Genomic DNA, 22,361 nt, shown 5'->3' with positions numbered 1-22,361 from the left:
GCGAACATCGCCTACCGGGCGGACTGGTCCCCGGCGGCCAGGTCGGCCAGCGCGCGCACCGAGCGCCAGTTGCGGGTGGTCGCCACCACCCCGAGCTTCTTCTCCAGGTAGGCGTTGGTGAACTTCGACCGGCCGTAGCCGGTCTTCGGGTAGTGCAGGTAGACCTCCCGCCCGGTGACGGTGAAGTCCACCTCCTCCCCGCCGGGCACGGTCAGCGCCGCCACGGCGGCCGGCTCGGGCGCGTCGGCGAGGAACGCCACCAGCAGCTTCGTCGGGTCGTCCTCCCGCGCGGCGTAGGGGTTGCCGCCGGCGAGCGCGGCCAGCTCCCGAGCGCTGCGCACCAGCACCGGGACGGTCAGGCCCAGCTCGTCGGCGAGCGCCCGCTCGATGCCGGCGGCGAGTCGCCCGGCGTCCCGCACGCCGCTGGCGAAGACCACGTTGCCGCTCTGCAGGTATGTCCGCACATCGGTGTGCCCGAGGTCGGTGACGAGCCGACGCAGGTCGGCCATGGCGAGCCGGACGGTGCCGACGTTGACCCCGCGCAGCAGGGCGACGTAAACGGTCATGGCGCCTCCTCGACGTGCGAGCTGCCGCCAGCCTAGGCGCCGGGGCCGACACCGGGGCCCGGCACGACCGGGCCGCCGCCCCGGTCGTTCAACCCGGTCGTCGCCGGACCGACCAGGCCCGTCTCGTAGGCGACGATGACCAGCTGCGCCCGGTCCCGGACGGCCAGCTTGGTCAGCAGCCGCCCCACGTGGGTCTTGACGGTGGCGAGGCTGAGGTGCAGGTGCGCGGCAAGCTCCGTGTTGGACAGTCCCCGGGCGATCAGCGCCAGTACCTCACGCTCCCGCTCAGTGATCCCGTCGAGCCGGCGGGGCAGTGGCCGGGCCGGCTCCGGTCGCCGGACGAACTCGTCGATCAGCCGCCGGGTCACGGTGGGTGCCAACAACCCGTCGCCCGCCGCGACGACCCGGATGCCGGCCAGCAGGTCGGCCGGCGGAGTGTCCTTGAGCAGGAACCCGCTCGCCCCGGCCCGCAGCGCACCGTAGACGTACTCGTCGAGGTCGAACGTGGTCAGGATCAGGACCCGACTGTCCGCCGTCGCCGGGTCCGCGCAGATCCGCCGGGTCGCCTCGATTCCGTCCATCGTGGGCATGCGGACGTCCATCAGCACCACGTCCGGCCGGTGCCGCTCGGTCAGCGCCACCGCCTCCGCGCCGGTGCCCGCCTCGGCGACGGTCGTGCAGTCCGGCGCCAGGTCCACGAGCAGCCGGAAGCTGCCACGCAGCAACGCCTGGTCGTCGGCGATGAGCACCCGGATCATGCGACGGCCTGGTAGGGCAGGCGAGCCGTCACCGTGAAGCCGCCGTCGGCGCGGGGGCCGGCCGAGAACTCGCCACCGTGCAGGGCCACCCGTTCCCGCATGCCGGTGAGCCCGTGGCCCTCCGCCCCCGTACGCACCGGGCGCCGCCCGTCGTCGGTCACCTCGACGCACACCTCGGCGGGCGTCACCGTGACCGTGGCCCGGCAGGCGGCCGGCGCGGCGTGCTTAACCACGTTGGTCACCGCCTCCTGCACGATCCGGTACGCCGCCAGCCCCACCGACTCGGGCACGACCCCCACGTCGGGCACGTCGCGCCGGACGTCGACGTGGACGTCCACGCCGCCGATCGCGGCCTGGTCGGCGAGACCGGGCAGCTCGTCCAGGCCGGGCGCCGGCCCGTACGCGGTGCCCTCCCGCAGCGCGCCGAGCACCCGGCGGATGTCGGTGAGCGCCGTACGACCGGTCGCCTCGATGACGCGCAGCGCCTCGCGGGCCTCGCCCGGGTGCTCGTCGGCGACGTGGTTGGCCACCGCCGCCTTCACCACGATCAGGCTCATCGTGTGGGCCACCACGTCGTGCAGCTCCCGGGCCACCCGCAGCCGCTCCTCGGTGGCGGCCTGGCGCACCAGGTGCCCGCTCTGCCGCGCGGCGTGGGCCCGCCGTTCCCGCACCGACCAGCCCAGCACCCACGCCGGGCCGATCATCACCGCGCCGTAGACGACCGCACCGGTCCGCGACCACAGGTCGCCGCCGGTGAGCGCCAGGGCGACACTCAGCGCCACGAGGCAACCCACGGCGCACACCAGCGACCGCCGCACCGGCGTGGCGACGGCCAGCGTGTAGAGCGCCAAACCGATGGCGAGCGCCGGCGCGGCGGCCGCGAAGTTCGGGATCAGGCCGCTCACCAGCGCGACGGCGGCCGCCAGGCTCACCACGACCGCCACCGTGACCGGCCAACGGCGGCGGACCGCGACCGGCAGCCCGATCACCAGGCCGGTGAGCACCGACGCCCAGACCGGTTCGCGTACGCCCCCGTGCAGGGGCGCCTCCAGGGCCGCGTACGCGCAGAGCGCCGCGCCGACCACCACCGCCAGCACACCGTCCAGCAGGTACAGATCCACCGGACGCAGCCGCCGGGTCAGCAGGTGGGCGCTCACCCCACCGACGGTAACCGCCCCGGTGCGCCGGCGCGTCGGTCGCACGGCCGTCATACCCAGGGCTGACACCGCCGGACCCGACCGGGGCCTCACCATCCTCGGGGAGGGCGGCGAGGTGTCCTCCCCGGCACGACGCGCGACCCGCGCCCGTCGCGGCAGCGTAGGAGCATGACGACACAGACGGTGACGCTGACCGGTTTGCGGGCGGTGTACGGCTCGGGCAACCGCCGGGTCACGGCGCTCGACGGCGTGACGACCGGCTTCGACAGCGGCACGTTCACGGCGGTGATGGGCCCCTCCGGGTCCGGGAAGTCCACTCTGCTGCACTGCGCCGCGGGGCTGGACCGCCCGGCCGAGGGCGTCGTCACCGTCGACGGCGTACGCCTGGACCGGCTCGGCGAGGACGACCTGACCCGGCTGCGCCGGGACCGGATCGGCTTCGTGTTCCAGGCGTTCAACCTGATCTCGACACTGACCGCGGCGCAGAACGTCGCGCTGCCGCTGCGCCTCGCCGGCCGGGGACCGTCCGACGACGAGGCGACCGCCGCGCTTGCCGCCGTGGGCCTGGCTGACCGCGCCCGGCACCGGCCGAGTGAACTGTCCGGCGGCGAGCAGCAGCGCGTCGCCATCGCCCGGGCGCTGGCGACCCGACCGGCGGTGGTCTTCGCCGACGAACCCACGGGAGCGCTGGACAGCACCGCCTCCCACCAGGTGCTGCGGCTGCTGCGCGGGCTGGTCGACGGGCACGGGCAGACCGTCGTGATGGTGACCCACGACCCGGCCGCCGCCGCGTACGCCGACCGGGTCCTCCTGCTCGCCGACGGCCGCCTCGTCGACGAGCTGACCGGCCCGCTCACCACGGGGGAGATCGCCGCCCGCATCACCGACCTGGCAGCGGAGCCGTCGTGCTGACCGGCCGGCGGTCGGCGGGCGCCTTCGCGGCCGTCGCGATCGGCGTGGCGCTCATCGCGTCGTCGACCCTGCTGCTGGCGTCGGGACGCCCGCAGGTGCCGGACCGGTGGGCACGCGCGGCGGTGGTCGTGCAGAGCCCCGAGGCGTCGAGCCCGGGCGACCCGTTCCCGCCCACCCGACCCTGGTCCGCGTCGGCCGCCGGCGCGCTCGCCGCGCGGCTGGCCGCCCTGCCCGGCGTGGAGGCGGCCGTGCCGGACCGCACCTTCTACGCCCAGCCGCTCGTCGACGGACGCCCACCGGCCACGGACGGCCAGCGGCAGGACGCCCACGAGGGGCACGGCTGGTCGAGCATCCGCCTCAGCGGGACGCGGTTGACCACGGGGGTCGCGCCCCGCGGCCCCCAGGAGGTGGCCGTCGACGCCGCCCTCGGCCTACGCCCCGCCGACCCGGTCACGGTGTTGACCGCGAGCGGCCCCGCGGCGTACACGGTCACCGGGCTGCTCGACGGGCCCGGCCTCCACGTCGCGGACGAGGTCGCCGCTGCCCTGTCGCCCGGCGTACGCGCGATCGGCCTGCTCCTGGCCCCGGACGCCGACCCCGAGCGGGTCGCCGCCGCCGCGCGCACCGCCGTCGGCGGCGACGGCCGGGTCCTCACCGGGAACGGGCGCGGCGCGTTGGAACCGCCGGACGACGCGCGGACCCGGTGGGTCGGCATGCAGCTGCTCACCGCCACGGCCGCCCTCGCCGGCTTCGTCACGGTGTTCGTGGTCGCCGCGACCTTCGCGTACGCGGTGGCGCAGCGCCGCCGCGAACTGGCCCTGCTGCGGGCCGTCGGTGCCACGCCGCGGCAGGTCCGCCGCCTGCTGCGCCGGCAGGCGCTCGTGATCGGCGCCACCGGAGCGCTCGCCGGACTGCTGGCCGGCGCCGCACTCGCCCCGGTGCTGGGCCGGCTGCTCGTCGACGCCCGCTTCGAGCCGGCGACCTTCGCCGTCCGGTACACCCTCTGGCCGGCGGCGGTGTCGTTGGCGACGGGTCCGACGGTCGCGCTGCTGGCCGTGTGGTGGGCGGCTCGGCGGGCCGCGCGGGTGCGTCCGCTGGAGGCGCTGCGGGAGGCGGCGGTGGAGCAGCGGCGGATGGGGCGAATCCGGGCCGTCGCCGGTGGACTCCTCGTCGCGGTGGGCGCCGCGTTCGCCGTCGCGACGGCCACGACCCCGGACGCCCAGGAGGGGGCGAACTTCGCCCTGCTCATGGTGATGGCCCTGGTGACCGGCGCCGCCGTGCTCGCGCCCGCGTTCGTCGGCCCACTCGTGGGGCTGCTCGCCCCGCCGCTGCGGCGTCGTGGCGGCGCGATCGCCCTGCTGGTGCGCGCCGGTGCGCTGACCGCCACCCGGCGGACCGCGTCGACGGCCGCGCCGGTCCTGCTCACCGTCGCCTTCGCGGTCCTCGTGTCCGGCATGGTGCGGACCACCACCGCCGTGTACGCGGCGAACCGCGCGAGCGTCGTCGACGCCGGCTGGGTGCTGCTGCCCGACCGGGCGCCCGGGTTGTCCGATCCGGCCGTGGCGGCGGCCCCGGGCGCGTCCGTGCTGCCCAGCCGGGTGTTCGTTCCCGGCGACGGCCCGCCCGCTCCGTACCGGCCGCTGACCGCGCTCGGGGTCGACCCGGCGGCGTTCACCGCTGCGAACCGGGTGCTCACCGTGCTCGCCGGATCCCTGGACGACCTGCGCGGTGACGACGCCGTCGCGCTGCCCGCCTCGGCGGTGTCGGCGGGCGGGCTGCCCGCTTCCACGGTGCCGGCGCTGCCCGCCGAGCCGTTCCCGGTGGTCTTCGCCGACGGGGAGCGGGTGCCGCTGCGGGTGGTGGCGGTCGTGTCCGACGACTCCATCCCCGGCGACCTTCTCCTGCCGCGGGCCGTCGTCCGCGCGCACGACCCGTCGGCGCTCACCTCGGCGGTGTACCTGACCGAACCGATCACCCCGCCACCCGGCGCCCGAGTGGTGGACCTCGCCACGTGGGCCGCCGAGGCGGACCGGGCGGAGGACACGCTCGTCTGGCTGGCCACCGTGATGCTCATCGCGGTGACGGCCGGCTACGGCGGCATCGCCGTGGTCAACACGCTGCTGATGGCGGCCGTCGGCCGGGCCGCCGACCTGCGGCTCATCCGGCTGGCCGGGGCGACCCGACGGCAGGTCGTGCGACTGGTCGCCGCCGAGTCTGCGCTGGTGGTGCTGGTGGGTGCCGTGCTCGGTGGGGCGGTGGCTTTCGCCGGTCTGCTGGGCATCCGCGCCGGCCTCGCCGAACAGTTGGGCGCGCCGGTGGACCTGGTGGTGCCGTGGCCGGTGGTCGGCGGGGTCGTCGGTCTGTGCCTGCTGCTCGCGCTCGCGGCGGCCACCGTGCCGACGTGGCGGCTGCTGCGTCGCAGGGCGGTCGTGCGGCCGGTCGGCTGACCGCGCCGCGTGTCCTCGGGGTCAGCGGACACGGCGGGCGGCGGCTACGGTGCGAGGATGCGTTCCGCGCGCCTGGTCGGGTTGATCCTCGCCGCCGCCGCCGTCGTGCTGTGGGCGGTCAACATGACCGTGCTGCAGCCGCTGACCGAGCCGATCGGCCCGTGGTCGGAGAACCTTCCCGGCAACAACGCCTACTGGGCTCGCGACCTGCGGTTCGCCACGATCGTCGCGGTCGTGCTGGCGCTGGTGCTCGCCGGCCGGGGGGACCGCCGCTGGGCCGGGCCCGCCGTGCTGCTCGGCGGCGTCTGGGTCGTGGCCGACGTGGCGGTCGACCGGGCCGACCCGACCGGCGCCGCGCCGACCGTGCTGCTCGCCGTCGGCGGCTGCGCGGTGCTCGCCGCGCTGGTGGTGTTCCTGGTACGCCGCACCGCAGCACCGTCCGCTGTGGAGCGCGCGGTCGGCGGGGCGGACCGGCGGGTGCCGGCGGTCGCGGCCAGCGTGGCCGGCGTGCTCGCAATCGTGGCCGCCGGAATCGAGTCGCCGACGGACCGTGAGCCGGAGCTGAACACGTCGGCGTTCGCCACGGCCGCGCTGCTGATCGTGGTGGCCCTCGGCTGCGCGTTGGCGGCGGCGCCGGCCCCGACCTGGCCCCGGCGCTGGGCGGCGGTCGCGACGGTCGCGGCTACCCTCCTGGTCGTCGGGTGGGTACGCACGATCGCTCCCGAGGACGGGCGGCTGCTGCCCGGGGTCCTCCTCGGCGGTGTGCTGCTCACCGGGGTCACCGTCGTGGCGTGGGACTGGCCGGACGGCCGGCCCGACTGGGGCCGCCACGGGCTGGCCGCGTTCGCCACGCTGATCGGCCCGACGGCGATGCTGCTCGCGGCGGCCGTCGCGATGATGCTGCTGCCCGTCGCCGCACCGTTCACCGCGCTGGCCGGCAACAGCCCCATCAACTCCGCCGACTCCGACGTCCTGCTCTCCCTCGCCGGGGTGCTCGCCGGCCTCGGGATGTCGTTGCTGCTGGCCTGGCCACCGGCCCTGGCCGGTCGGCCCGCCGCACCGGCGCCAACGCCGAACCGACCGGTCGGCCCGCAGGGGTAAGGGGCGGGGCGGAGTCGGACCCGGTCGACCGGGGGTGGCCCGCCCCGCCCCGGCCGAGGCGGGTGTCCCGACAGGGCCGATGACGCAGAGGCATATTTACGCCTCTGCGTCATCGCGCTTGCCGAGGAATGCGTCGCTGGGGGCGGCCGGCGTCGGATGGTCGGCGTCGGGGAGGACGGCGCGGGCGGTCAGTCGCCAGTACTGACGGCGCTCCTCGTCGCGCACGACCACGCCCATCCGGCCGAGTTCGCGGCGCAGTTCCCGCGCGTCGTCGCGGCGATTGTGGGTGAGCGCGTCCTGGCGGGCGCGCAGCAGGGCGTCGGCGCCGACCGGCAGTCCCGGCAGCCCGGGGACCCACAACCGGTACGCCGCCCGGTGCGGGTCCTCGTCCGCCCACGGCCACCCGTGGTTGCCGAACGCGGCGCGTAGCCGGTCCGGGGACAGGTCGGAGCGTTCCCGGACCAGTTCGCCACCGTCCTCGTCCAGCAGCACCAGGTCGCGGCCGTCGACGTGCACCACCCGGACGTCCCGGCGCGGGACGTCCCGCTGCCGGCCGTCCCGGCGGAGGCCGACGCGCTCGCGGTCCACGCGGACGACGAGCCGTTCGGCGGTGCCGGCGGAGGCGAGCAGCCCACCGGCGAGCACGCCCAGCGCCGCGGCACCGATCGTCAGCTCCGGCTGGGGCAGCCGGGACAGCGCCTCGAACAATCCCTGGACCGGCGCCCAGGGCAGGTCGGCGACCCACTCCGCCGATGCGCCGAGCAGGGCGCCGGCACCCGCGCCGAGCAGCGGGAACCCGCCCCACAGGACGACCAGTTCGGTCACCCCGCCGCTGACCGTGGTACGTGTGCCCGGCGCGCCGTCCATGGTCAGGCCACCTCGCGGCGCAGCGTACGGACCAGTCCGGCGGCCAGGGGTACGACCAACCACACCAGCAGCGACACCGCCAGTCGGCCCCACTGGTCACCGGTCAGGTCACCGCCGAACAGTGGCTCCATGGTCCGGCCGGTGTCCAGCCAGCCGGCCGGGCCCCGCAGCGCGGGCACCACCTCGCCCAGGATCGACCAGACGGTGGGCAGCAACAGGTAGCTCACGATCGCCAGCGGGGTGTTGAGCAGCAGCAGGCCGAAGCCGGCACCCATCAGCACGTTGGCGACCTGGAAGACGACCGCGTTCAGGAGCAGCGTCTCGTCGAACCGCCACTGACCCCCGTCGCCGGTGGCGCCGGCGACCAGCGTCCCGGCCGCGGCCACCGCCAGGCTCGCGAGCACCGAGGTGAGGGCGGCGAGCACCACGGCGGCCAGCTTCGCGGCGACCACCCGCTCCCGGCGGGGCACCAGGGCGTACGTGACGAGCGCCGTGCGCTGGGACCACTCGGCGGTGATGGAGAGGATGCCCAGCACCGGCAGCAGCACGCCGACCGGGAACAGCGACGGTACGAAGAACGTGGCGAACGTCTGGTCCGCCTCGTCGGCGTAGATGAGCTGGAGGGCGACGATCACGGCGGTGGTCAGCCCGATCGTGATGAGCAGCCAGAGCCCGGCCCGGGTGTCGGCGAGCTTGCGCAGCTCCACCCCGGTCAACCGGAGCAGGGAGGGTGGGCGTACGCCCCGGTGGCGCTCGGGCGCGACGGTGGGTGCGCTGGTCGCGGTGGTCGTGGTCACTTCCCGGCCTCCTCGGTCGGCTCGGCGGCGGTGGTGGTGAGGGTGAGGAAGAGCTGTTCCAGCCCGCCGCCGGCGGGGCGCAGCTCGGTCAGCACGACCCCGGCGGTCGCGGCGGCCTGCCCGACGGCCTCGCCGTCGGCGCGGACCAGCAGGCCGTCGGTGCCGTCGGTCGCGGCGATGCCGGCGGCGTCCAGGGCGCGGCGCAGGGCCGCGGTGTCCCGGGCCCGCACGAGGGTGCCGCCGCCGGCAAGCAGTTCGGTCTTGTCGCCCTGGGCCACGATCCGGCCGCCCCCGATAACCACCAGCCGGTCCGCGACCGCCTCCACCTCACGCAGCAGGTGGGAGGAGAGCAGCACGGTGCCGCCCCGGTCGGCGAAGTCGCGCAGCAGGCCGCGCATCCAGAAGATGCCCTCCGGGTCGAGCCCGTTGGCGGGCTCGTCGAGGATCAGCACCCGGGGGTCGCCCAGCAGCGCCAGCGCCAGGCCGAGCCGCTGCCGCATGCCCAACGAGTACGCCCGGACCCGCCGCCGGGTGGCCGCCCCGTTCAGCCCCACCAGGTCGAGCTTCGCGGCCACCTCCCGCCGGTCCACCCCCATCGTGTACGCGGCGACGGTCAGCGCCTCCCGGCCGCTGCGGCCGGCGTGCTGGGCGGCGGCGTCGAGCAGGACACCGATCTCCCGGCCCGGGTTGGGCAGCTGTCGGTAGGGCCGCCCACCGACGGTGGCCCGGCCGGCGGTCGGCGGGGTGAGACCGCAGATCATCCGCAGGGTGGTGGACTTCCCGGCGCCGTTCGGCCCGAGGAACCCAGTGACCGTGCCGGGCTCGCAGCGGAACGAGACATCGTCGACGGCCGTGTGGCGGCCGTAGCGTTTGCTGAGGTGCTCCACGCTGATCATGCCGCCGAGCCTGCCGGCGCCACCCGGTCGTCCGCTGCGGCCGGCGGTCGGCGTCGACACCGACCTTGGTATATGCCGGGGTCTCGACTTTGGTAGCTGGTTGGTGCCGGCACCGGCTGCCTAGCATGGGCGCGTGACCAGCGCCGCCGTGCCGGAACACCCCTGGCTGCTGCCCGGGGCCATCGCCGTGCCGGTCGACCGGGAGCGGACCCATCCACGCCGCACCACCCGGGACTGGATCGTCGACGTGGTGGCCTTCGTGTTCTGCCTCTGGTGGGTGCTGTTCGCCACGCTGGACGCCCTCACCCCGGCCCCCCAGCTCGCCACCCGGCTGCCGTACGGCTGGATGATCGTCGCGGACGCGCTGGTCGGGCTGGTCTGCTGCGGGCTGCTCTGGGTGCGCCGGCGCTGGCCGCTCGGGCTGGCGGTGGCGACGTTGCCGCTGACCGCGTTCTCCATGGCGGCGGCCGCCCCGCTGGTGATCCTCTACTTCACCGTGGTGGTGCACCGGCGTACCGCGGTCGCGCTGGCGGTCACCGCCGCCGGGCTGGTCACCAACTTCGCCTTCGGCTACCTCCGCCCCGAGCCGACCATGCCCTACTGGGCGGCCACCGTCTGGGGCGTGGTGATCAGCGCGAGCGTGCTCGCCTGGGGGATGTTCGTCCGGGCCCGCCGCCAGCTGGTGGTGTCGCTACGCGAGCGCGCCGAGCGGGCCGAGGCGGAGCAGCAGTTGCGCGTGGCGCAGGCCCGACAGGTGGAGCGCAACCGCATCGCCCGGGAGATGCACGACGTGCTGGCGCACCGGATCTCGCTGCTCAGCCTGCACGCGGGCGCGCTGGAGTTCCGCCCGGACGCGCCGCCGGAGGAGGTGGCGAAGGCGGCCGGGGTGATCCGGGGCAGCGCGCACGCGGCGTTGCAGGACCTGCGCGAGGTGATCGGGGTGCTGCGCGCCGACGGCGGCGGCGAGGAGGACCCCGAGCGCCCCCAACCCACCCTGGACGACCTGCCCGGCCTCATCGAGGAGTCCCGCGCGGCCGGCGTCCGGGTCAACGCGAGTGACCTGGTGGCCGCCCCGGCGGCGGTGCCGGCGGCGGTGGGGCGCAGCGCGTACCGGATCGTGCAGGAGGGGCTGACGAACGCCCGCAAGCACGCGCCGGGAGCGGTGGTGACCGTCGGGCTCGCGGGCGGGCCGGGGGCCGGACTCACCGTGGAGATCCGCAACCGGTGGCCGGTCGGCGGGGTGGACGCCCCGGAACTTCCGGGCTCCGGCACCGGCCTGGTCGGCATCGCCGAGCGGGTCACCCTGGCCGGCGGGCGACTCGAACACGGGCGTGACGACTCCGGCGACTTCCGCCTGGCGGCGTGGCTGCCGTGGCCGGCATGACCGCGCCGGGCGGTGGCGAGCCGGTGCGGGTGCTGATCGTCGACGACGACGCCCTGGTCCGGGCCGGTCTGTCGATGATCCTCGGCGGGGTGCCGGACCTGCGGGTCGTGGGGGAGGCCGCCGACGGGGGCGAGGTCCCGGCCGCGGTCGCCGCCGCCCGACCGGACGTGGTGCTCATGGACATCCGGATGCCGAGGCTGGACGGGCTGGCCGCGACCGAGGCGCTGCGCGCCCAGCCGCACCCGCCCGAGGTGCTGGTGCTGACCACCTTTCACGCCGACGAGCAGGTGCTCCGGGCGTTGCGCGCCGGCGCGGCCGGTTTCCTGCTCAAGGACACCCCGCCCGCGGAGATCGTCCAGGCGGTTCGCCGGGTCGCGGCGGGCGAGGCGACCCTCTCACCGGCGGTCACCCGGACGCTCATCGCGCACGTCACCGGCGCGGTGCCCGGCGGGCCCGACCCGCGTCGGGAACGCGCGCTGCGCCTGCTCGCCGGGCTGAGCGAACGCGAGCGGGAGGTGGCGGTGGCGCTCGGGCAGGGGCGGACCAACGCGGAGATCGCCACGGACCTGTACATGAGTGTGGCGACGGTCAAGGCGTACGTCTCGCGGCTGCTCACCCGGCTGGACCTGAACAACCGGGTGCAGGTGGCCCTGCTGGTGCACGACGCCGGCCTGGTCTGACGTCGTCCGGCATTCTAAGCCGGCGATCTTCCCCAGGCGTCCCTCAGCAGAGCACTGCGACTGCTGGCGGACAAGCGGATGATCGAGATCGGCCAGCCGTTGTCCACTCGGCCCTCCCGTGAGACCAGATACACAGTCGCCGACCCCTACCTGGCGATCTGACCCTGGGGCGGATCGTCGCGGGCTGGACGAGCCGGCGGGGCCGTGCGATCGAGCCGGTGGTCAGGGAAGCACTGCGGCGACTGCCCCCCGGAGGGCTGCCCGACGGGACCGCCGAGGTGGGCGGGTACTGGGACCCGGACCAACGACCCGGAGATCGACCTCGTGGGCGCCGACCGTGGCCCCGTTGCCGGGCGGATCACGTTCGTCGGCTCCATCAAGTGGTTGGAGCGGCGGCCTTTCGACGCGCACGACCTCGGGCGGCTGCTGCACCACCGGTCCCGCTTGCCCGGAGCGGGCGACGAAGCCGTGCCGATCGCGGTCTCCCGCAGCGGAGCGGTCACCCACGGGGTCCGCGTGCTGGCGCCGGAGGATCTGCTGGCCGCTTACCCCGATTGAACTTCTCGTCGCCGACGGCCGTACCACTGCCCGAGGATGCGGGTGCGGCGGGCCCGCCGCACCGCTGCCGAACTGTGGGAGGTCTGCCGTGCGAGTTGGTGAGCAGTCGACGGATCCCATCGATCGGGTGCTGGGCGAGGTGCCGGTGCCGGCGCCGCTGACCCCGGAGGACGTACGGCTCGCGGTCCGGGCGGTGGTCGTGCACACAGCCGAGGAGTGGCCGTCGGGACCGGTGTGCCGCAACGACGGCGCCACGTACCCGTGCCGGCTGCACCGGTGGGGGCGGCGGGTGCTGCTCGCGCACGGGCTCAACGACCGTCAGGTGGACGCGCTCATCCGGCACGGCAACCCGTTCGTGCACGTGCCCTTCCCCTTCACCGCCACCGGTCCGGCGCGGCCGGCGGGCGTACGCCCGGTGGCGCGGGCCGCCGGCACCGGCCGGCCGGCCCCCGCGACCGCGCCGCGCTGGCCCCGCGCGAGCTGACGGAGGTACGGCCGTCGGCGGCGTTGCCGGGGCGGACGACGCCGGCCCGGCGCGGGGGTTCCCCACCCGCACCGGGCCGGCGTCGAACCGGCTCTCCGGCTCAGTCGTTGCCGGCACCGATTCCGCAGTCCGGCGCGGACCAGCTCCAGGTGTTGGAGCTGTTGTCCTGGTTGTTCTCCCGCCGCGAGTCGACGTGCACGTGGTCGTCGTGGTCGGGGTAGCCCGGCCCGTAGAGGCCGCTGAAGCCGTTGTTGCGGGCGGCGCGGGCCACGGTGCAGAGCGACGAGGTGCGGGACACGACATCCGCCGCGTTGCCGTAGAGGTGCTGGCTGTCGGAGGCGCCGTCGACCTGGTCGTTGCAGGCCCGGCTGCGGAAGCCGCTGCTGACGTAGAGGGGCTTGTCGCCGAGGCTGCGGCGCAGCGCCTCCAGCTTCCACATCGTGCGCAGCGCGTTCTGCCGGGTCTCGGCGGCGGACAGCGGGCCCCCGCTCCACCCGCTGCGGCCGCAGCCGTCGTCCATCTCGGTGTAGCTGAAGTGGCGTGGCGTGCAGTCGTCGTCCTGCAGTTCGTACAGCTTGGCGTAGGTCTGTGGGCCGGCGACGCCGTCGGCGCGCAGCCCGTACGCCTGTTGGAAGCGCTTGACCGCGGCGGCGGTCTTCGGCCCGTAGATCCCGTCGTTCTCGACGATGTCCCGGTTGCCGGCCCAGCCGGCGACCCTGATCTGGAGCTGGCGGACATCGGCTCCGGACCGACCCTGGTACAGGTTGCGGTTCCAGGTGTAGCAGCCGTCGGCGTGGGCCGCTGGCGCGGCGACCACCGCGGCGATCGCGGTGCCCGGCAGAGCCAGGGCGAAGGCGACGGCAGCCCGCTTCAAGGTGTTTACGCGCACAGAAGTCCTCCCGATAGGAGAGCGAATGGGGTGGCTTTCAGGACATCGCCCGGGACGTCCCGCGATTTCCACCCTCGCACCAGAGACAGCCATAGGGGCTGAATAACGAGAATTGTCCTCATGATTTCCCGTTCCTGAGCAGTCCCTGTGAATTCGGCCGATTTGCGAAACAGCCATTCCGGACTCGCGGCGGAAGGACGACGCGAAACGCACCGAACGTCGCGTACGGACCCACGGAGGGTGATGTTCCCGGCCCCGACCGGGCCGGTAACGTCAGCGTCCGGGCTGGCGCACTGGCGGAGGTGGACGTGGCGCGGGGAGGCGTCTTCTGCGTCGAGGGACAGTGGCACCGCGACCTGAACGAGCGCGGTTCCGTGCTGCCCACGCTCGAACTGCTCGAACGACTCGGCAAGATCCGGTTCATCCACAAGGACGCGGCCACCCGGGACGAGCTCTTCTACTTCCTGGACCGTTGGCTGCTCAAGCAGTACGCCGACCACCGCGTCGGGTTCTTCGCGATGCACGGTGAACCGAGCCGGCTGCGCCTCACCGACTGGCACTCGGTCGAACTCGCCGACGTCGCCGAACTGATGGCCGGGCGGTGCGACGGGCGTCGGCTCTACTTCGGGAGCTGTTCCGTCCTGCGCGCCTCGGACGCCGCGCTCCGGGAATTCCTCGACATCACCGGAGCGGCTCTGATCTGCGGTTTTACCCGCGACGTGGACTGGGTGGAATCGGCGGCGTTCGAAACGGTGCTCCTCGACGTGCTGGCCAACGGGCAGCGGCACAACGCGGCCGAACTGCGGATGGGGTCGGCGCACTGGGCGCCGCTCGCGTCGTACCTCGGCTTCCGGGTGATCTATGCCAACGGCCGCGCCTGGCGGCCCTCGGCCCGACCCCGGGTGCCCGCCCAACCGGGCGCGGACCACGCCGCGCACCGTCCGCGCTGACCGTCGGACCCGCCGGTCGGCCGCCCTGGTAGAAACGAGATGTGGCACGCAGCATCGCGACGAACACCCGCGTCGACCGGGACGCCCTGGTCGAGTTCCTCCGCCCCCGACACCGGGTGGTCCTGATGACCACGCGCGCGGACGGCCGCCCGCAGGCCTCGCCGGTCACCGCCGGGGTCGACCCGGCCGGCCGGCTGGTCATCTCCACCTATCCGGAGCGGGTGAAGGCGAGCAACGTGCGCCGCGACCCGCGCGTGTCGGCGTGTGTGCTCTCCGACGAGTGGGACGGCCCGTGGGTGCAGGTCGACGGCACCGCCGAGGTGCTCGACCTGCCGGACGCCCTCGAACCGCTGGTCGAGTACTTCCGCTGCATCTCCGGCGAGCACCCGGACTGGGACGAGTACCGGGCCGCGATGGTCCGGCAGGGCAAGGCCCTGATCCGGGTCACCATCGAGCGGTGGGGGCCGATCGCCACCGGCGGATTCCCCGCCCGCCTCGCCGACTGATCACGCTCCCGTCGGCTCCTTCCCGGAGTCGCCGGCCCGCACTCAGTACGCCGCCGTGAAACGCGCGTTCTCGTGCCGCGGGTTCTCGATCTCGTCGACGATCGCCACCGCCAGGTCCTCGTACGTGAGCACCGAGCGCCCCTGGTCGTCGGTCACCGGCTCGTCGGTGCCGGTGCGGTAGTGCCCGGTCCGCTCGCCCGGGTGGAACTCCAGCGGCGGCGGTGACACGTACGTCCAGGTCACCCCGTCGCCGCTGGCGCGGTAGTAGGCCAGCGCGGCGGCCTGCCCCTGGGCCGATTCCCGGTACTCCGCCGGGAAGTCCGGCTCGTCCAGGAAGGGCGTGCCCTTCGGGGTGAGCAGGGTCGACCCGCCGCCGACGTGGATGATCCGCGGCGGTTCCGGCAGGTCGCGGAGCGTGGTGACCAGCGTCCGGGCCGCGTCCTGCCACAGGTCGTGACCGTCGCCCCCGATGGCGACCACCATGACGTCCGCCTCGGGCGCCAGTTCGCGTACGCTCCGTTCGCTGGTCGCGTCGCCGGTGACCACCCGCACGCCGGTCGGCAGGTACGAGGTGGCCTCCGGACGGCGTACGGCGGCGGTGACCCGGTGCCCCCGGTTGACCGCCTCGGCGGTGACCCGGGACCCCGCGGTGCCACCCGCCCCGAACACGACGATGCTGCTCATGGCCGCCTCCCGCCGGACGTGAATCCTTCCCCAGGTTATTGACCGGGGTGGCCGGCGGGTGCGGTTACCGGAAGAACCCGCGGTCAGTCCACCAGGGCGCTGTAGACCAGTTGGCGCAGCTGCGGCCGGATCGGGTGGGTGCTGGACGGCATCAGCTGGGTGAAGAAGAGCGCGGTGATCTCCTCGGCCGGGTCGACCCAGAACGCGGTGCTCGCCACCCCACCCCAGTAGTACTCGCCGACGCTGCTCGGCACCCGGCTCGGGATCGGGTCGTCGACCACCGCGAAGCCCAGGCCGAAGCCGATGCCGTCGAGGGTGGTCTCGGCGAACCCGCCGGTCGACAGGGTGCCGAGATCCTGGCCGCCGGGCAGGTGGTTGCGGGTCATGAACCGCACGGTGCGCGGGCCGAGGACGCGGACGCCGTCCAGCTCGCCGCCGCGCAGCAGCATCTGGGTGAACCGGTGGTAGTCGCCGGCGGTGGAGATCAGGCCACCGCCGCCGGAGAGCAGGGCCGGCTTGTCGTACGCCAGGGCGCCCAGCCGGTCGAAGCGGACCGCGTGGCCGGTGTGCGGGTCGGGCGCGTAGAGGGCGCCGAGCCGGGCGGCCTCGTCGCCGTCGACGTACCAACGGGTGTCGGTCATCCCCAGCGGCCGGAAGATCCGGTCGGCGAAGAAGGCGTCGAGGCTCTGCCCGGAGACCACCTCGACGAGCCGGCCCAGCACGTCGGTCGCGACGGAGTAGCCCCAGGCCGTGCCGGGCTGGAAGAGCAGCGGAAGCTGTCCGAACGCCCGGCAGGCGGTGGCCAGGTCGACGTCGGACGGCGGATAGAGGTCGTAGCCGGCCGCCCGGTAGAGACCGTCGACCACCGAGGTCTGCATGAAGCCGTACGTCAGGCCGGCGGTGTGGGTGAGCAGGTGCCACACCCGGATCGGCTCGACCGCCGGCACCGTGTACGGCTTGAGCGTCGACCCCTTCGAGTAGACCCGCAGGTCGGCGAACTCGGGGAGCCAGCGGCTGATCTCGTCGGTCAGCTCGAACCGGCCCTCCTCCCACAGGATCATGGCGGCGACCGAGGTGACCGGCTTGGTCATCGAGTAGATCCGCCACAGCGTGTCCGCCTCGACCGGCGCTCCGGCCTCGGCGTCGCGCAGCCCGTACGTGGTCGAGTGGACCACCTCGCCGCGCCGGGTGACCACCGCCTGCCAGCCGGCGAGCCGGCCGTCGTCGACGTACCTGCCGAAGTGCTCGTCGATCCGCGCCAGCCGCGCCGGGTCGAAGCCGATCTGGTCCGGGTCGATGCTCCGCGCCACACTCACGTCGCCGAACCTACTCGCCGGTTCGGCCGTACCGGAAGGGCTGAGCCGTCGGTGGTGACCACTAGCCTGACCGGATGCCGGAGCTGACCGAGGACAGAACCTTCCGCGACGAGGACTGGTACGCGGAGGACCTGGCCGACCGCCGCTTCGCCCGCTGCGAGTTCTTCTGGGTCGACCTCACCGAGGCGGTCAGCCGGGGCGCGGTCTTCACCGAGTGCACCTTCGGCAACGTCCAGTTCAACGCCTCCCGGCACACCGACTCGGCCTTCACCCGCTGCACGTTCACCCGCTGCAACCTCTTCGAGGCCGACTTCACCGGCTGCAAGCTGGTCGGCAGCACGTTCGAGCAGTGCGACCTGCGTCCCCTGGCCGTCTCCGGCGGCGACTGGTCCTTCGTCGGGCTGCCCGGCGCCGACCTTCGCGGCGTACGCCTCACCGACGTCCGGATGCGCGAGGCCGACCTGACCGGGGTCAACCTGACCGGCGCCACGGTCACCGGGGTGGACCTCTCCGGCGCGCAGTTGCGCGGGTGCCGCCTCGGCGGGGCGGACCTGCGCGGCAGTGACCTGAGCGCGCTGGACCCGCTGGCCGTCGAGCGGGCCGGTGCGATCGTGGACCCGGAGCAGGCGGTGCTGATCGCCCGGGCGCTGGGTTTCGAGGTCGGCTGAGAGCCGGCGGAGAAAGGCACCCGGGCCGCGGCCTGCGACGCCGCGAGCGGCGGTGACCTCCGGGCGCCTCGGCGCCCGCCGGTTCGACACCTCCGGCCGGCCCGCGCACGCCCTTTCCGTACCCGGCCCGCGATTCCGCTTCCGGTCGATGTCCGCTACCGTGCGCTGACGGACTGGACACGTCGACCGTCCGGTTTCCGGTGGATCGAGCCATGCGCGGCGGGCGAGCCGTGCGGGTTACGCACGCCACCGGTCCGGAGGCGGCCGGTGTTATGTGGAGGGCCGGTGGCGGAGGAGGACTTCACCCGGACGGGCACGGATGCGTCCGGTCGGGGAGCCGGCCATCGCGCCGCCGCCACAGCCGCCCGGCACCGGTCGGGCGCACCCGTGGCGCGCCGGGCGCGCGCCGCGCTGGGGCGGTCGATCCGGCCGGGCGCGCCCCGGCGCTGGGTGGTCGCCGGGCTCACGCTGCTGACCGGCCTCACCGGCCTGCTCGCGTACGTCGGGACCCGTCCCGGCCCCGAGCCGGTGCTGCCGAGCGGGGTTCCCGCGGGGGTCGGTCGTCCGACCGGCTATCCGGCCGTCGAGGCCAACCGCAGTGAGCCCGGGCCGGCCGCCCCGGGTCTGCGGCCCCGGCAGCGTCCGCCGAGCCCGCCGCCCAGTCCGACCCCCAGCCCGTCGGTGTCCGCGCCCGCGTCGCCGCAGCTCAGCGTCAGCCAGCGGGACATCCCGGCGGAGGTCGACCTGACCGCCGTCGGTTCGCGGGACTGGGTGCACTGGGGGTTGCGCGGCAACTCGACGGTGCGCAAGCGGGGCGGGACCGGCGAGATCCTGGACGAGGGTGGACGGGGCCGGCGCGGCAACTGGGACGGCAACCAGGAGGTCTTCAGCTGGCGGGACGGCGGGTCGGTGCGGTCGGCCCACGCCACCTCGACCGGGGTCTTCACCTGCGGTGCCGGCAACGGTTTCTCGCTGGCCGTCGCCGGCAGCGGTGAGCTCCGTACGGTGCGGCTCTATGCCGGGCTCTGGATGGCCCGCGGTCGGCTGGAGGCGCGCCTCTCGACCGGCGGCCCGGCCACGACCCTGCGCCTGGAGGACCCGCACACCAGCCGCAGCGCCGAGTTCACGGTGCGGTTCCGCGCCCCCAAGGACGCCCGGTTGCTGATCAGTTGGACCACCGAGGCGGTCTTCAGCCGGGGTTGCGGCAACGTCGGCCTCCAGGCGGTGGCGCTGCGCTGACCGGTCGGGAGCCCGGTCGGTCCCGCACCGGGTGGTGGCCCTCCGCAGGCCCGCGCTTCGCCCGGCCGACCACCGCCCGCCGGAGTAGCGTGAGCGCGACGAGCCCGAGCAGTCGAAGAGGAGCGTGCCGATGACCTCCAGCGAGCAGGTCCTGGACAGCCCGGCGGGTTGGGTCGCCGACCACATCCGCCGCTACCTGGCCACGGACGGAGCCGACGGCCACGAGTGGCGGCCCGGAGTGTTCACCCTGCTGCTGACCACGCGTGGACGCCGCAGCGGCAAGCTGCGCCGCACCGCCCTCATCTACGGGCGCGACGGGGACGACTACCTGGTCGTCGCGTCGCAGGGCGGCGCGCCGGAGCACCCGGCGTGGTATCTCAACCTGCTCGCGGACCCGGAGGTGGAGGTGCAGGTGCTGGGTGAGCGCTTCACCGCGCGGGCCCGCACCGCCACGCCCGAGGAGCGGCCCCGGGTGTGGGCGACGATGGCCGAGATCTGGCCCGCGTACGACGACTACCAGACCAAGACCGACCGGGAGATCCCGGTGGTGGTGCTGGAACGCCGCTGACGCGGACCGGGACAGTTTGTCCGTCGCCCTCCGTCCACGTCGGCGTAACTTTCTGCTGTCCCGGTCTGACCGTCCTGTGTGGAGGCACCGCAGATGAGCAGCAGCACCGTCCACCGCGCCCGGCCCGGCACCCCGACCGGTGCGGGAGACCCGCCCGGCGACGTGCTCCGGGAGATCCCGCTGCCGCCGTACGTGACCGGCGAGGACGCCCAGTTCGCGGTGCGGGCGGTGGTGGTGCACGCGCCACGGCGGTGGTCGGGTGGCACGGTCTGCCGCAACGACGCGAGCCCGCACCCGTGCCGTCTGCACCGCTGGGGCACCCGGGTGCTGGCGCTGCGCGGGCTGCGGGACGCCGAGATCGCCGCGCTCATCGAGCGCGGCGACCCGGCGGCCCCGGTGCCCACCCGGCCCGGCGCCTGACCGGGCGGCCCGCCGCCGGGTCCGGGTGGGCCGGGCCGGACCACCCGGCGCTCAGCAGGCAACCGGCTTGACCCAGGAGCACTCCAACCCCTCCGGCCAGGCGCCGGCGTCGGGCACCACGGGAGGCGAGACCCGCGCCGTGGTCGTGCTCTTCTCGCTGTACGCGGCGAGCGCGACCGCGATCTGGTCCTCCAGCGCCTTCACCGAGGAGGCCAGGTAGTTGTTGAGCAGGATCGAGAACGCCAACACCCGGCCGTCGGCGTCGGTCGCATAGCCGGAGAGGCTGGAGGCTCCGGTGAGGCTGCCCGTCTTGGCGTGCACGTTCCCCGCCGCCACGGTTCCCGCCATCCGGCTGCGCAGCGTGCCGCCCACGAAGCGCTCGGCCTGGCCGGCGATCGGGAGCGCCGCGTACCAGGTGTCGAACCAGGGTTCGGCGCGCACGGCGGCGAGCAGGTCCACGAACTCGCCCGCCGGGACGAGGTTGCGCCGGGAGAGCCCGGAGCCGTCGCGCTGGCGCAGCGTGCCGGTGTCCACGCCGGCGCCCGCGGCGTACCCGTTGATCGCGGCCAGTCCGGCGGACCAGGTGCCGGCGCCGGAGCGTACCCGCCCGATCTCCTTGGTCAGCATCTCGGCGTGGCCGTTGTTGGAGAGCTTGAGGAACGGCACCATCAGCTCGGCCAGGGGCATCGAGTCGTGCCGGGCCACCGCGGTCGCGGCCGCCGGGGTGGCCCTGCCCAGCACCGTTGCGCCGAGTACGCGCACACCGTGCCGACGCAGCGCTGCCCGGAACACGTCGGCCGCGTACCCGGTCGGCTCCCAGACCGTCACCCAGTCACTGGCCGGCTCGTCCCCGACGGCGATCTGTCCGGTGACCACGACGGTGTTGCCGCCGTGTTCCCGGGTGAAGGAGATCGACGTCTCCCCGTCGGCGACCGTCTCGGCCCGGTTGTCGAACCGCAGGTAGTCGGTCGGCGGGGTGGTGGTGATGACCGGCGGGGCGCCCGCGGCCCGCCCGGGTGCGGCGTGGACGATCACGGTGCCCGCGTCGTAGTCGGTGTCGGGTGCGACGGTGAGGGCGGACACCTGCGCCGCGTAGTAGTACGGCTCGTCGTCCCACGTCCAGTCCGGCCCGAGCCGGGTCCGGTCGTAGCGGGTGTCGTCGGCCACCAGATCGCCCGTCACGACCCGTACGCCGGCTGCCGCCACCTGCTTCGCGAGGGCGTCGTAGTCGCCGGCGAGCATGGTGGGGTCGCCGCCGCCCCGCAGGTAGAGGTCGCCGGCGAGCACCCCGCCGGCGCGCCGCTTGCCGCCGCCGAGCACGTCGGTCGTGAGGCGGTGGCCGGGCCCGAGCAGCGCCAGGGCGGCGGTGGAGGTGAGCAGCTTGGTGTTGGAGGCGGGGACCAGCCGACGGTCGCCGTTGCGGTCGTAGAGCTTCTGACCCGTGGTGGTGTCGACGACGACCACCGAGGCCTGTGCCCCGGCCAGCCGCGCGTCGGCGAGGATCGCGTCGATGGTCGCGTGCAGCCGGGTGACCGCCGGTGGCGGGGCGTCGGCGGTGGCCCCGGAGGCGCCGACGGTGGCCGTGACGCCGACCAGCGCCACCAGCGCGAGCGACCGGGGGAAGAGACGTCGATGCATCCGCCGATGCTGTCATGGAGATTATCGCCAGGAAAGGGCTGGCATCGAAAGTTTTCGCCGCACCGCCCCGGGTGGTGGCGGAATCAGGCCGACGGCACCGCCGGGCCCGGCCGCTCGGGCCGTTCCTCGCCACCCCAGTAGCGGCCGTCCCCGCGGATGATCAGTGGTGCCACCAGCGCCGCGAGTGCCCCGCCGAGCAGTGGGAAGACGATGAACACCCACAGCTGCCGTAGGGCGACGCCGCCCTCGAAGAGCGCCGGGCCCAGGGACCGGGCCGGGTTGACCGAGGCGCCGGTGAGGGTGAGGCCGACCAGCTGCGTGGCGGCGAGTGCCAGACCGATCGCGACGCCGGACACGGCCGCGTGGTCGAGCCGGGCGCCCGCCACGAGCACGACCAGCACGAGTAGGAACGTCAGGACCAGCTCCAGCAGGGCCGCGCCGCCCCGGTTGATGTGGGCGCCGTAGCCGTTGCTGCCGAGCGCGCCGGTCTGGTCCACGACGTCACCCCATCGGGTGAGCACCCACAGCAGGAACGCCCCGAGGATCCCCCCGAGGAACTGCGCGACCCAGTACGCGGCCGCCCCGACCAGCGAGATCTTGCCGGAGATCAGCACCCCGAGGGTGACGGCCGGGTTCACGTGGCTGCCGGACAGCGGACCGATGGTGTAGACGAGCGCGAGCAGGACCAGCCCGAAGGCGAGGGACACCACCACCACGCCGCCCTGGACCCGGGCCGCGACCGCACTGCCCACGCCGAGAAAGACCAGCAGGAAGGTGCCGATGAACTCGGCGAGGTAGCGGCGGAAGTCTGTCATGGTGCCAGCCTATGGACAAATCAGCTGATGTCAGGGGAAAAGGCTAGCGAGAACCCGGGCG

Annotated in this window: 24 protein-coding genes; 13 read left to right on the top strand and 11 right to left on the bottom strand. The window is 74.6% G+C overall.

What is annotated here, in order from left to right; all coding sequences use genetic code 11:
• Positions 1-11: 11 nt before the first annotated feature.
• Genes GA0070620_RS15950 through GA0070620_RS15940 form a run of 3 tightly spaced genes read right to left on the bottom strand, consistent with a single transcriptional unit; the run spans position 12 to position 2,481 of the window.
• Entirely contained in the window at positions 12-566 is a 555-nt protein-coding gene (locus tag GA0070620_RS15950; RefSeq protein ID WP_091591701.1) for a DUF1697 domain-containing protein, read from the bottom strand.
• Positions 567-598: 32 nt separating this feature from the next.
• The gene (locus GA0070620_RS15945) at positions 599-1,324 is read right to left on the bottom strand and encodes a response regulator (protein ID WP_091591698.1); all 726 of its coding nucleotides are present in this window, start codon (positions 1,322-1,324) and stop codon (positions 599-601) included.
• Positions 1,321-2,481, bottom strand: a complete 1,161-nt coding sequence (locus tag GA0070620_RS15940) for a sensor histidine kinase (protein ID WP_231922387.1) — start codon at positions 2,479-2,481, stop codon at positions 1,321-1,323. The genes GA0070620_RS15945 and GA0070620_RS15940 overlap by 4 nt, the downstream gene beginning before the upstream one ends.
• Positions 2,482-2,649: 168 nt before the next feature.
• On the opposite strand from GA0070620_RS15940, the gene GA0070620_RS15935 reads away from it, so the two are divergent.
• The 3 genes from GA0070620_RS15935 to GA0070620_RS15925 are packed head-to-tail and all read left to right on the top strand — an operon-like array spanning position 2,650 to position 6,941.
• Positions 2,650-3,393 carry an ABC transporter ATP-binding protein gene (locus GA0070620_RS15935; protein ID WP_091591694.1) on the top strand — a complete coding sequence of 248 codons (744 nt, stop codon included), beginning with the start codon at positions 2,650-2,652 and terminating at the stop codon, positions 3,391-3,393.
• Entirely contained in the window at positions 3,387-5,840 is a 2,454-nt protein-coding gene (locus tag GA0070620_RS15930) for an ABC transporter permease (RefSeq protein ID WP_091591692.1), read from the top strand. Before GA0070620_RS15935 ends, GA0070620_RS15930 begins: the two co-directional genes overlap by 7 nt.
• Positions 5,841-5,897: 57 nt before the next feature.
• A complete protein-coding gene (locus GA0070620_RS15925; RefSeq protein ID WP_091591690.1) occupies positions 5,898-6,941 on the top strand; it encodes a hypothetical protein in 1,044 nt (347 codons plus the stop codon).
• Between the two features lie 96 nt (positions 6,942-7,037).
• On the opposite strand, the gene GA0070620_RS15920 is transcribed toward GA0070620_RS15925, so the two are convergent.
• Genes GA0070620_RS15920 through GA0070620_RS15910 form a run of 3 tightly spaced genes read right to left on the bottom strand, consistent with a single transcriptional unit; the run spans position 7,038 to position 9,501 of the window.
• Positions 7,038-7,808 (bottom strand): YqeB family protein, encoded by a 771-nt coding sequence (locus GA0070620_RS15920; protein WP_091591688.1) that lies wholly within the window; start codon positions 7,806-7,808, stop codon positions 7,038-7,040.
• Between the two features lie 2 nt (positions 7,809-7,810).
• Positions 7,811-8,605 (bottom strand): ABC transporter permease, encoded by a 795-nt coding sequence (locus GA0070620_RS15915; RefSeq protein ID WP_091591687.1) that lies wholly within the window; start codon positions 8,603-8,605, stop codon positions 7,811-7,813.
• Complete coding sequence (locus GA0070620_RS15910; protein ID WP_091591684.1) at positions 8,602-9,501, bottom strand: ABC transporter ATP-binding protein; 900 nt, start codon at positions 9,499-9,501, stop codon at positions 8,602-8,604. The genes GA0070620_RS15915 and GA0070620_RS15910 overlap by 4 nt, the downstream gene beginning before the upstream one ends.
• Positions 9,502-9,634: 133 nt before the next feature.
• On the opposite strand from GA0070620_RS15910, the gene GA0070620_RS15905 reads away from it, so the two are divergent.
• From GA0070620_RS15905 to GA0070620_RS15890, 4 genes are all read left to right on the top strand, one after another.
• Entirely contained in the window at positions 9,635-10,885 is a 1,251-nt protein-coding gene (locus tag GA0070620_RS15905; protein ID WP_091591681.1) for a sensor histidine kinase, read from the top strand.
• Complete coding sequence (locus GA0070620_RS15900; RefSeq protein WP_377520875.1) at positions 10,864-11,565, top strand: response regulator; 702 nt, start codon at positions 10,864-10,866, stop codon at positions 11,563-11,565. Before GA0070620_RS15905 ends, GA0070620_RS15900 begins: the two co-directional genes overlap by 22 nt.
• Positions 11,566-11,889: 324 nt before the next feature.
• Positions 11,890-12,123 carry a hypothetical protein gene (locus GA0070620_RS15895; RefSeq protein WP_197677605.1) on the top strand — a complete coding sequence of 78 codons (234 nt, stop codon included), beginning with the start codon at positions 11,890-11,892 and terminating at the stop codon, positions 12,121-12,123.
• An 88-nt stretch (positions 12,124-12,211) separates the two neighbouring features.
• Complete coding sequence (locus GA0070620_RS15890) at positions 12,212-12,607, top strand: hypothetical protein (protein WP_091591678.1); 396 nt, start codon at positions 12,212-12,214, stop codon at positions 12,605-12,607.
• 100 nt (positions 12,608-12,707) lie between these two features.
• Here the strand turns inward: GA0070620_RS15890 and GA0070620_RS15885 are convergent, their stop codons facing one another.
• Positions 12,708-13,496 carry a D-Ala-D-Ala carboxypeptidase family metallohydrolase gene (locus GA0070620_RS15885; RefSeq protein WP_091591676.1) on the bottom strand — a complete coding sequence of 263 codons (789 nt, stop codon included), beginning with the start codon at positions 13,494-13,496 and terminating at the stop codon, positions 12,708-12,710.
• A gap of 308 nt (positions 13,497-13,804) precedes the next feature.
• On the opposite strand from GA0070620_RS15885, the gene GA0070620_RS15880 reads away from it, so the two are divergent.
• Entirely contained in the window at positions 13,805-14,446 is a 642-nt protein-coding gene (locus GA0070620_RS15880; protein ID WP_091591674.1) for a DUF6642 family protein, read from the top strand.
• Positions 14,447-14,487: 41 nt separating this feature from the next.
• Positions 14,488-14,952, top strand: coding sequence for a PPOX class F420-dependent oxidoreductase (locus tag GA0070620_RS15875; RefSeq protein WP_091591672.1), 465 nt, complete (start codon positions 14,488-14,490; stop codon positions 14,950-14,952).
• Between the two features lie 42 nt (positions 14,953-14,994).
• Here GA0070620_RS15875 and GA0070620_RS15870 read toward each other — a convergent pair whose 3' ends face one another.
• Both GA0070620_RS15870 and GA0070620_RS15865 read right to left on the bottom strand, forming a co-directional pair.
• Positions 14,995-15,636, bottom strand: coding sequence for an NAD(P)-dependent oxidoreductase (locus GA0070620_RS15870; RefSeq protein WP_091591670.1), 642 nt, complete (start codon positions 15,634-15,636; stop codon positions 14,995-14,997).
• Positions 15,637-15,719: 83 nt separating this feature from the next.
• Positions 15,720-16,952, bottom strand: a complete 1,233-nt coding sequence (locus tag GA0070620_RS15865) for a serine hydrolase domain-containing protein (RefSeq protein ID WP_091591668.1) — start codon at positions 16,950-16,952, stop codon at positions 15,720-15,722.
• Between the two features lie 74 nt (positions 16,953-17,026).
• Between GA0070620_RS15865 and GA0070620_RS15860 the strand changes: the two genes are divergently transcribed.
• The 4 genes from GA0070620_RS15860 to GA0070620_RS15845 all read left to right on the top strand — a co-directional run bounded on the left by GA0070620_RS15860 (position 17,027) and on the right by GA0070620_RS15845 (position 19,847).
• Positions 17,027-17,620, top strand: coding sequence for a pentapeptide repeat-containing protein (locus GA0070620_RS15860; RefSeq protein WP_091591666.1), 594 nt, complete (start codon positions 17,027-17,029; stop codon positions 17,618-17,620).
• 285 nt (positions 17,621-17,905) lie between these two features.
• The gene (locus tag GA0070620_RS15855; RefSeq protein WP_231922386.1) at positions 17,906-18,859 is read left to right on the top strand and encodes a hypothetical protein; all 954 of its coding nucleotides are present in this window, start codon (positions 17,906-17,908) and stop codon (positions 18,857-18,859) included.
• A 130-nt stretch (positions 18,860-18,989) separates the two neighbouring features.
• The gene (locus GA0070620_RS15850) at positions 18,990-19,427 is read left to right on the top strand and encodes a nitroreductase family deazaflavin-dependent oxidoreductase (protein WP_091591662.1); all 438 of its coding nucleotides are present in this window, start codon (positions 18,990-18,992) and stop codon (positions 19,425-19,427) included.
• A 93-nt stretch (positions 19,428-19,520) separates the two neighbouring features.
• A complete protein-coding gene (locus GA0070620_RS15845; RefSeq protein WP_172836442.1) occupies positions 19,521-19,847 on the top strand; it encodes a hypothetical protein in 327 nt (108 codons plus the stop codon).
• 51 nt (positions 19,848-19,898) lie between these two features.
• Here the strand turns inward: GA0070620_RS15845 and dacB are convergent, their stop codons facing one another.
• Positions 19,899-21,485, bottom strand: coding sequence for a D-alanyl-D-alanine carboxypeptidase/D-alanyl-D-alanine endopeptidase (gene dacB / locus GA0070620_RS15840; protein ID WP_091591660.1), 1,587 nt, complete (start codon positions 21,483-21,485; stop codon positions 19,899-19,901).
• A gap of 83 nt (positions 21,486-21,568) precedes the next feature.
• On the bottom strand, positions 21,569-22,300 hold the full coding sequence (locus GA0070620_RS15835; RefSeq protein WP_091591658.1) for an MIP/aquaporin family protein: 732 nt from the start codon (positions 22,298-22,300) through the stop codon (positions 21,569-21,571).
• Between the last annotated feature and the right edge of the window lie 61 nt (positions 22,301-22,361).

It is taken from the genome of Micromonospora krabiensis, assembly GCF_900091425.1.
Classification (GTDB): domain Bacteria; phylum Actinomycetota; class Actinomycetes; order Mycobacteriales; family Micromonosporaceae; genus Micromonospora; species Micromonospora krabiensis.
Note: the sequence above shows the minus strand (reverse complement) of the source record. Positions and strands in the feature narration are given on the sequence as shown.

What these genes read in the sequence shown, in the direction of transcription:
- GA0070620_RS15950 (WP_091591701.1), bottom strand. Translation starts at nt 566, where the DNA reads ATGACCGTTTACGTCGCCCTGCTGCGCGGGGTCAACGTCGGCACCGTC.
- GA0070620_RS15945 (WP_091591698.1), bottom strand. Translation starts at nt 1,324, where the DNA reads ATGATCCGGGTGCTCATCGCCGACGACCAGGCGTTGCTGCGTGGCAGC.
- GA0070620_RS15935 (WP_091591694.1), top strand. Translation starts at nt 2,650, where the DNA reads ATGACGACACAGACGGTGACGCTGACCGGTTTGCGGGCGGTGTACGGC.
- GA0070620_RS15925 (WP_091591690.1), top strand. Translation starts at nt 5,898, where the DNA reads ATGCGTTCCGCGCGCCTGGTCGGGTTGATCCTCGCCGCCGCCGCCGTC.
- GA0070620_RS15920 (WP_091591688.1), bottom strand. Translation starts at nt 7,808, where the DNA reads ATGGACGGCGCGCCGGGCACACGTACCACGGTCAGCGGCGGGGTGACC.
- GA0070620_RS15910 (WP_091591684.1), bottom strand. Translation starts at nt 9,501, where the DNA reads ATGATCAGCGTGGAGCACCTCAGCAAACGCTACGGCCGCCACACGGCC.
- GA0070620_RS15870 (WP_091591670.1), bottom strand. Translation starts at nt 15,636, where the DNA reads ATGAGCAGCATCGTCGTGTTCGGGGCGGGTGGCACCGCGGGGTCCCGG.
- GA0070620_RS15860 (WP_091591666.1), top strand. Translation starts at nt 17,027, where the DNA reads ATGCCGGAGCTGACCGAGGACAGAACCTTCCGCGACGAGGACTGGTAC.
- GA0070620_RS15850 (WP_091591662.1), top strand. Translation starts at nt 18,990, where the DNA reads ATGACCTCCAGCGAGCAGGTCCTGGACAGCCCGGCGGGTTGGGTCGCC.
- GA0070620_RS15845 (WP_172836442.1), top strand. Translation starts at nt 19,521, where the DNA reads ATGAGCAGCAGCACCGTCCACCGCGCCCGGCCCGGCACCCCGACCGGT.
- dacB (WP_091591660.1), bottom strand. Translation starts at nt 21,485, where the DNA reads ATGCATCGACGTCTCTTCCCCCGGTCGCTCGCGCTGGTGGCGCTGGTC.
- GA0070620_RS15835 (WP_091591658.1), bottom strand. Translation starts at nt 22,300, where the DNA reads ATGACAGACTTCCGCCGCTACCTCGCCGAGTTCATCGGCACCTTCCTG.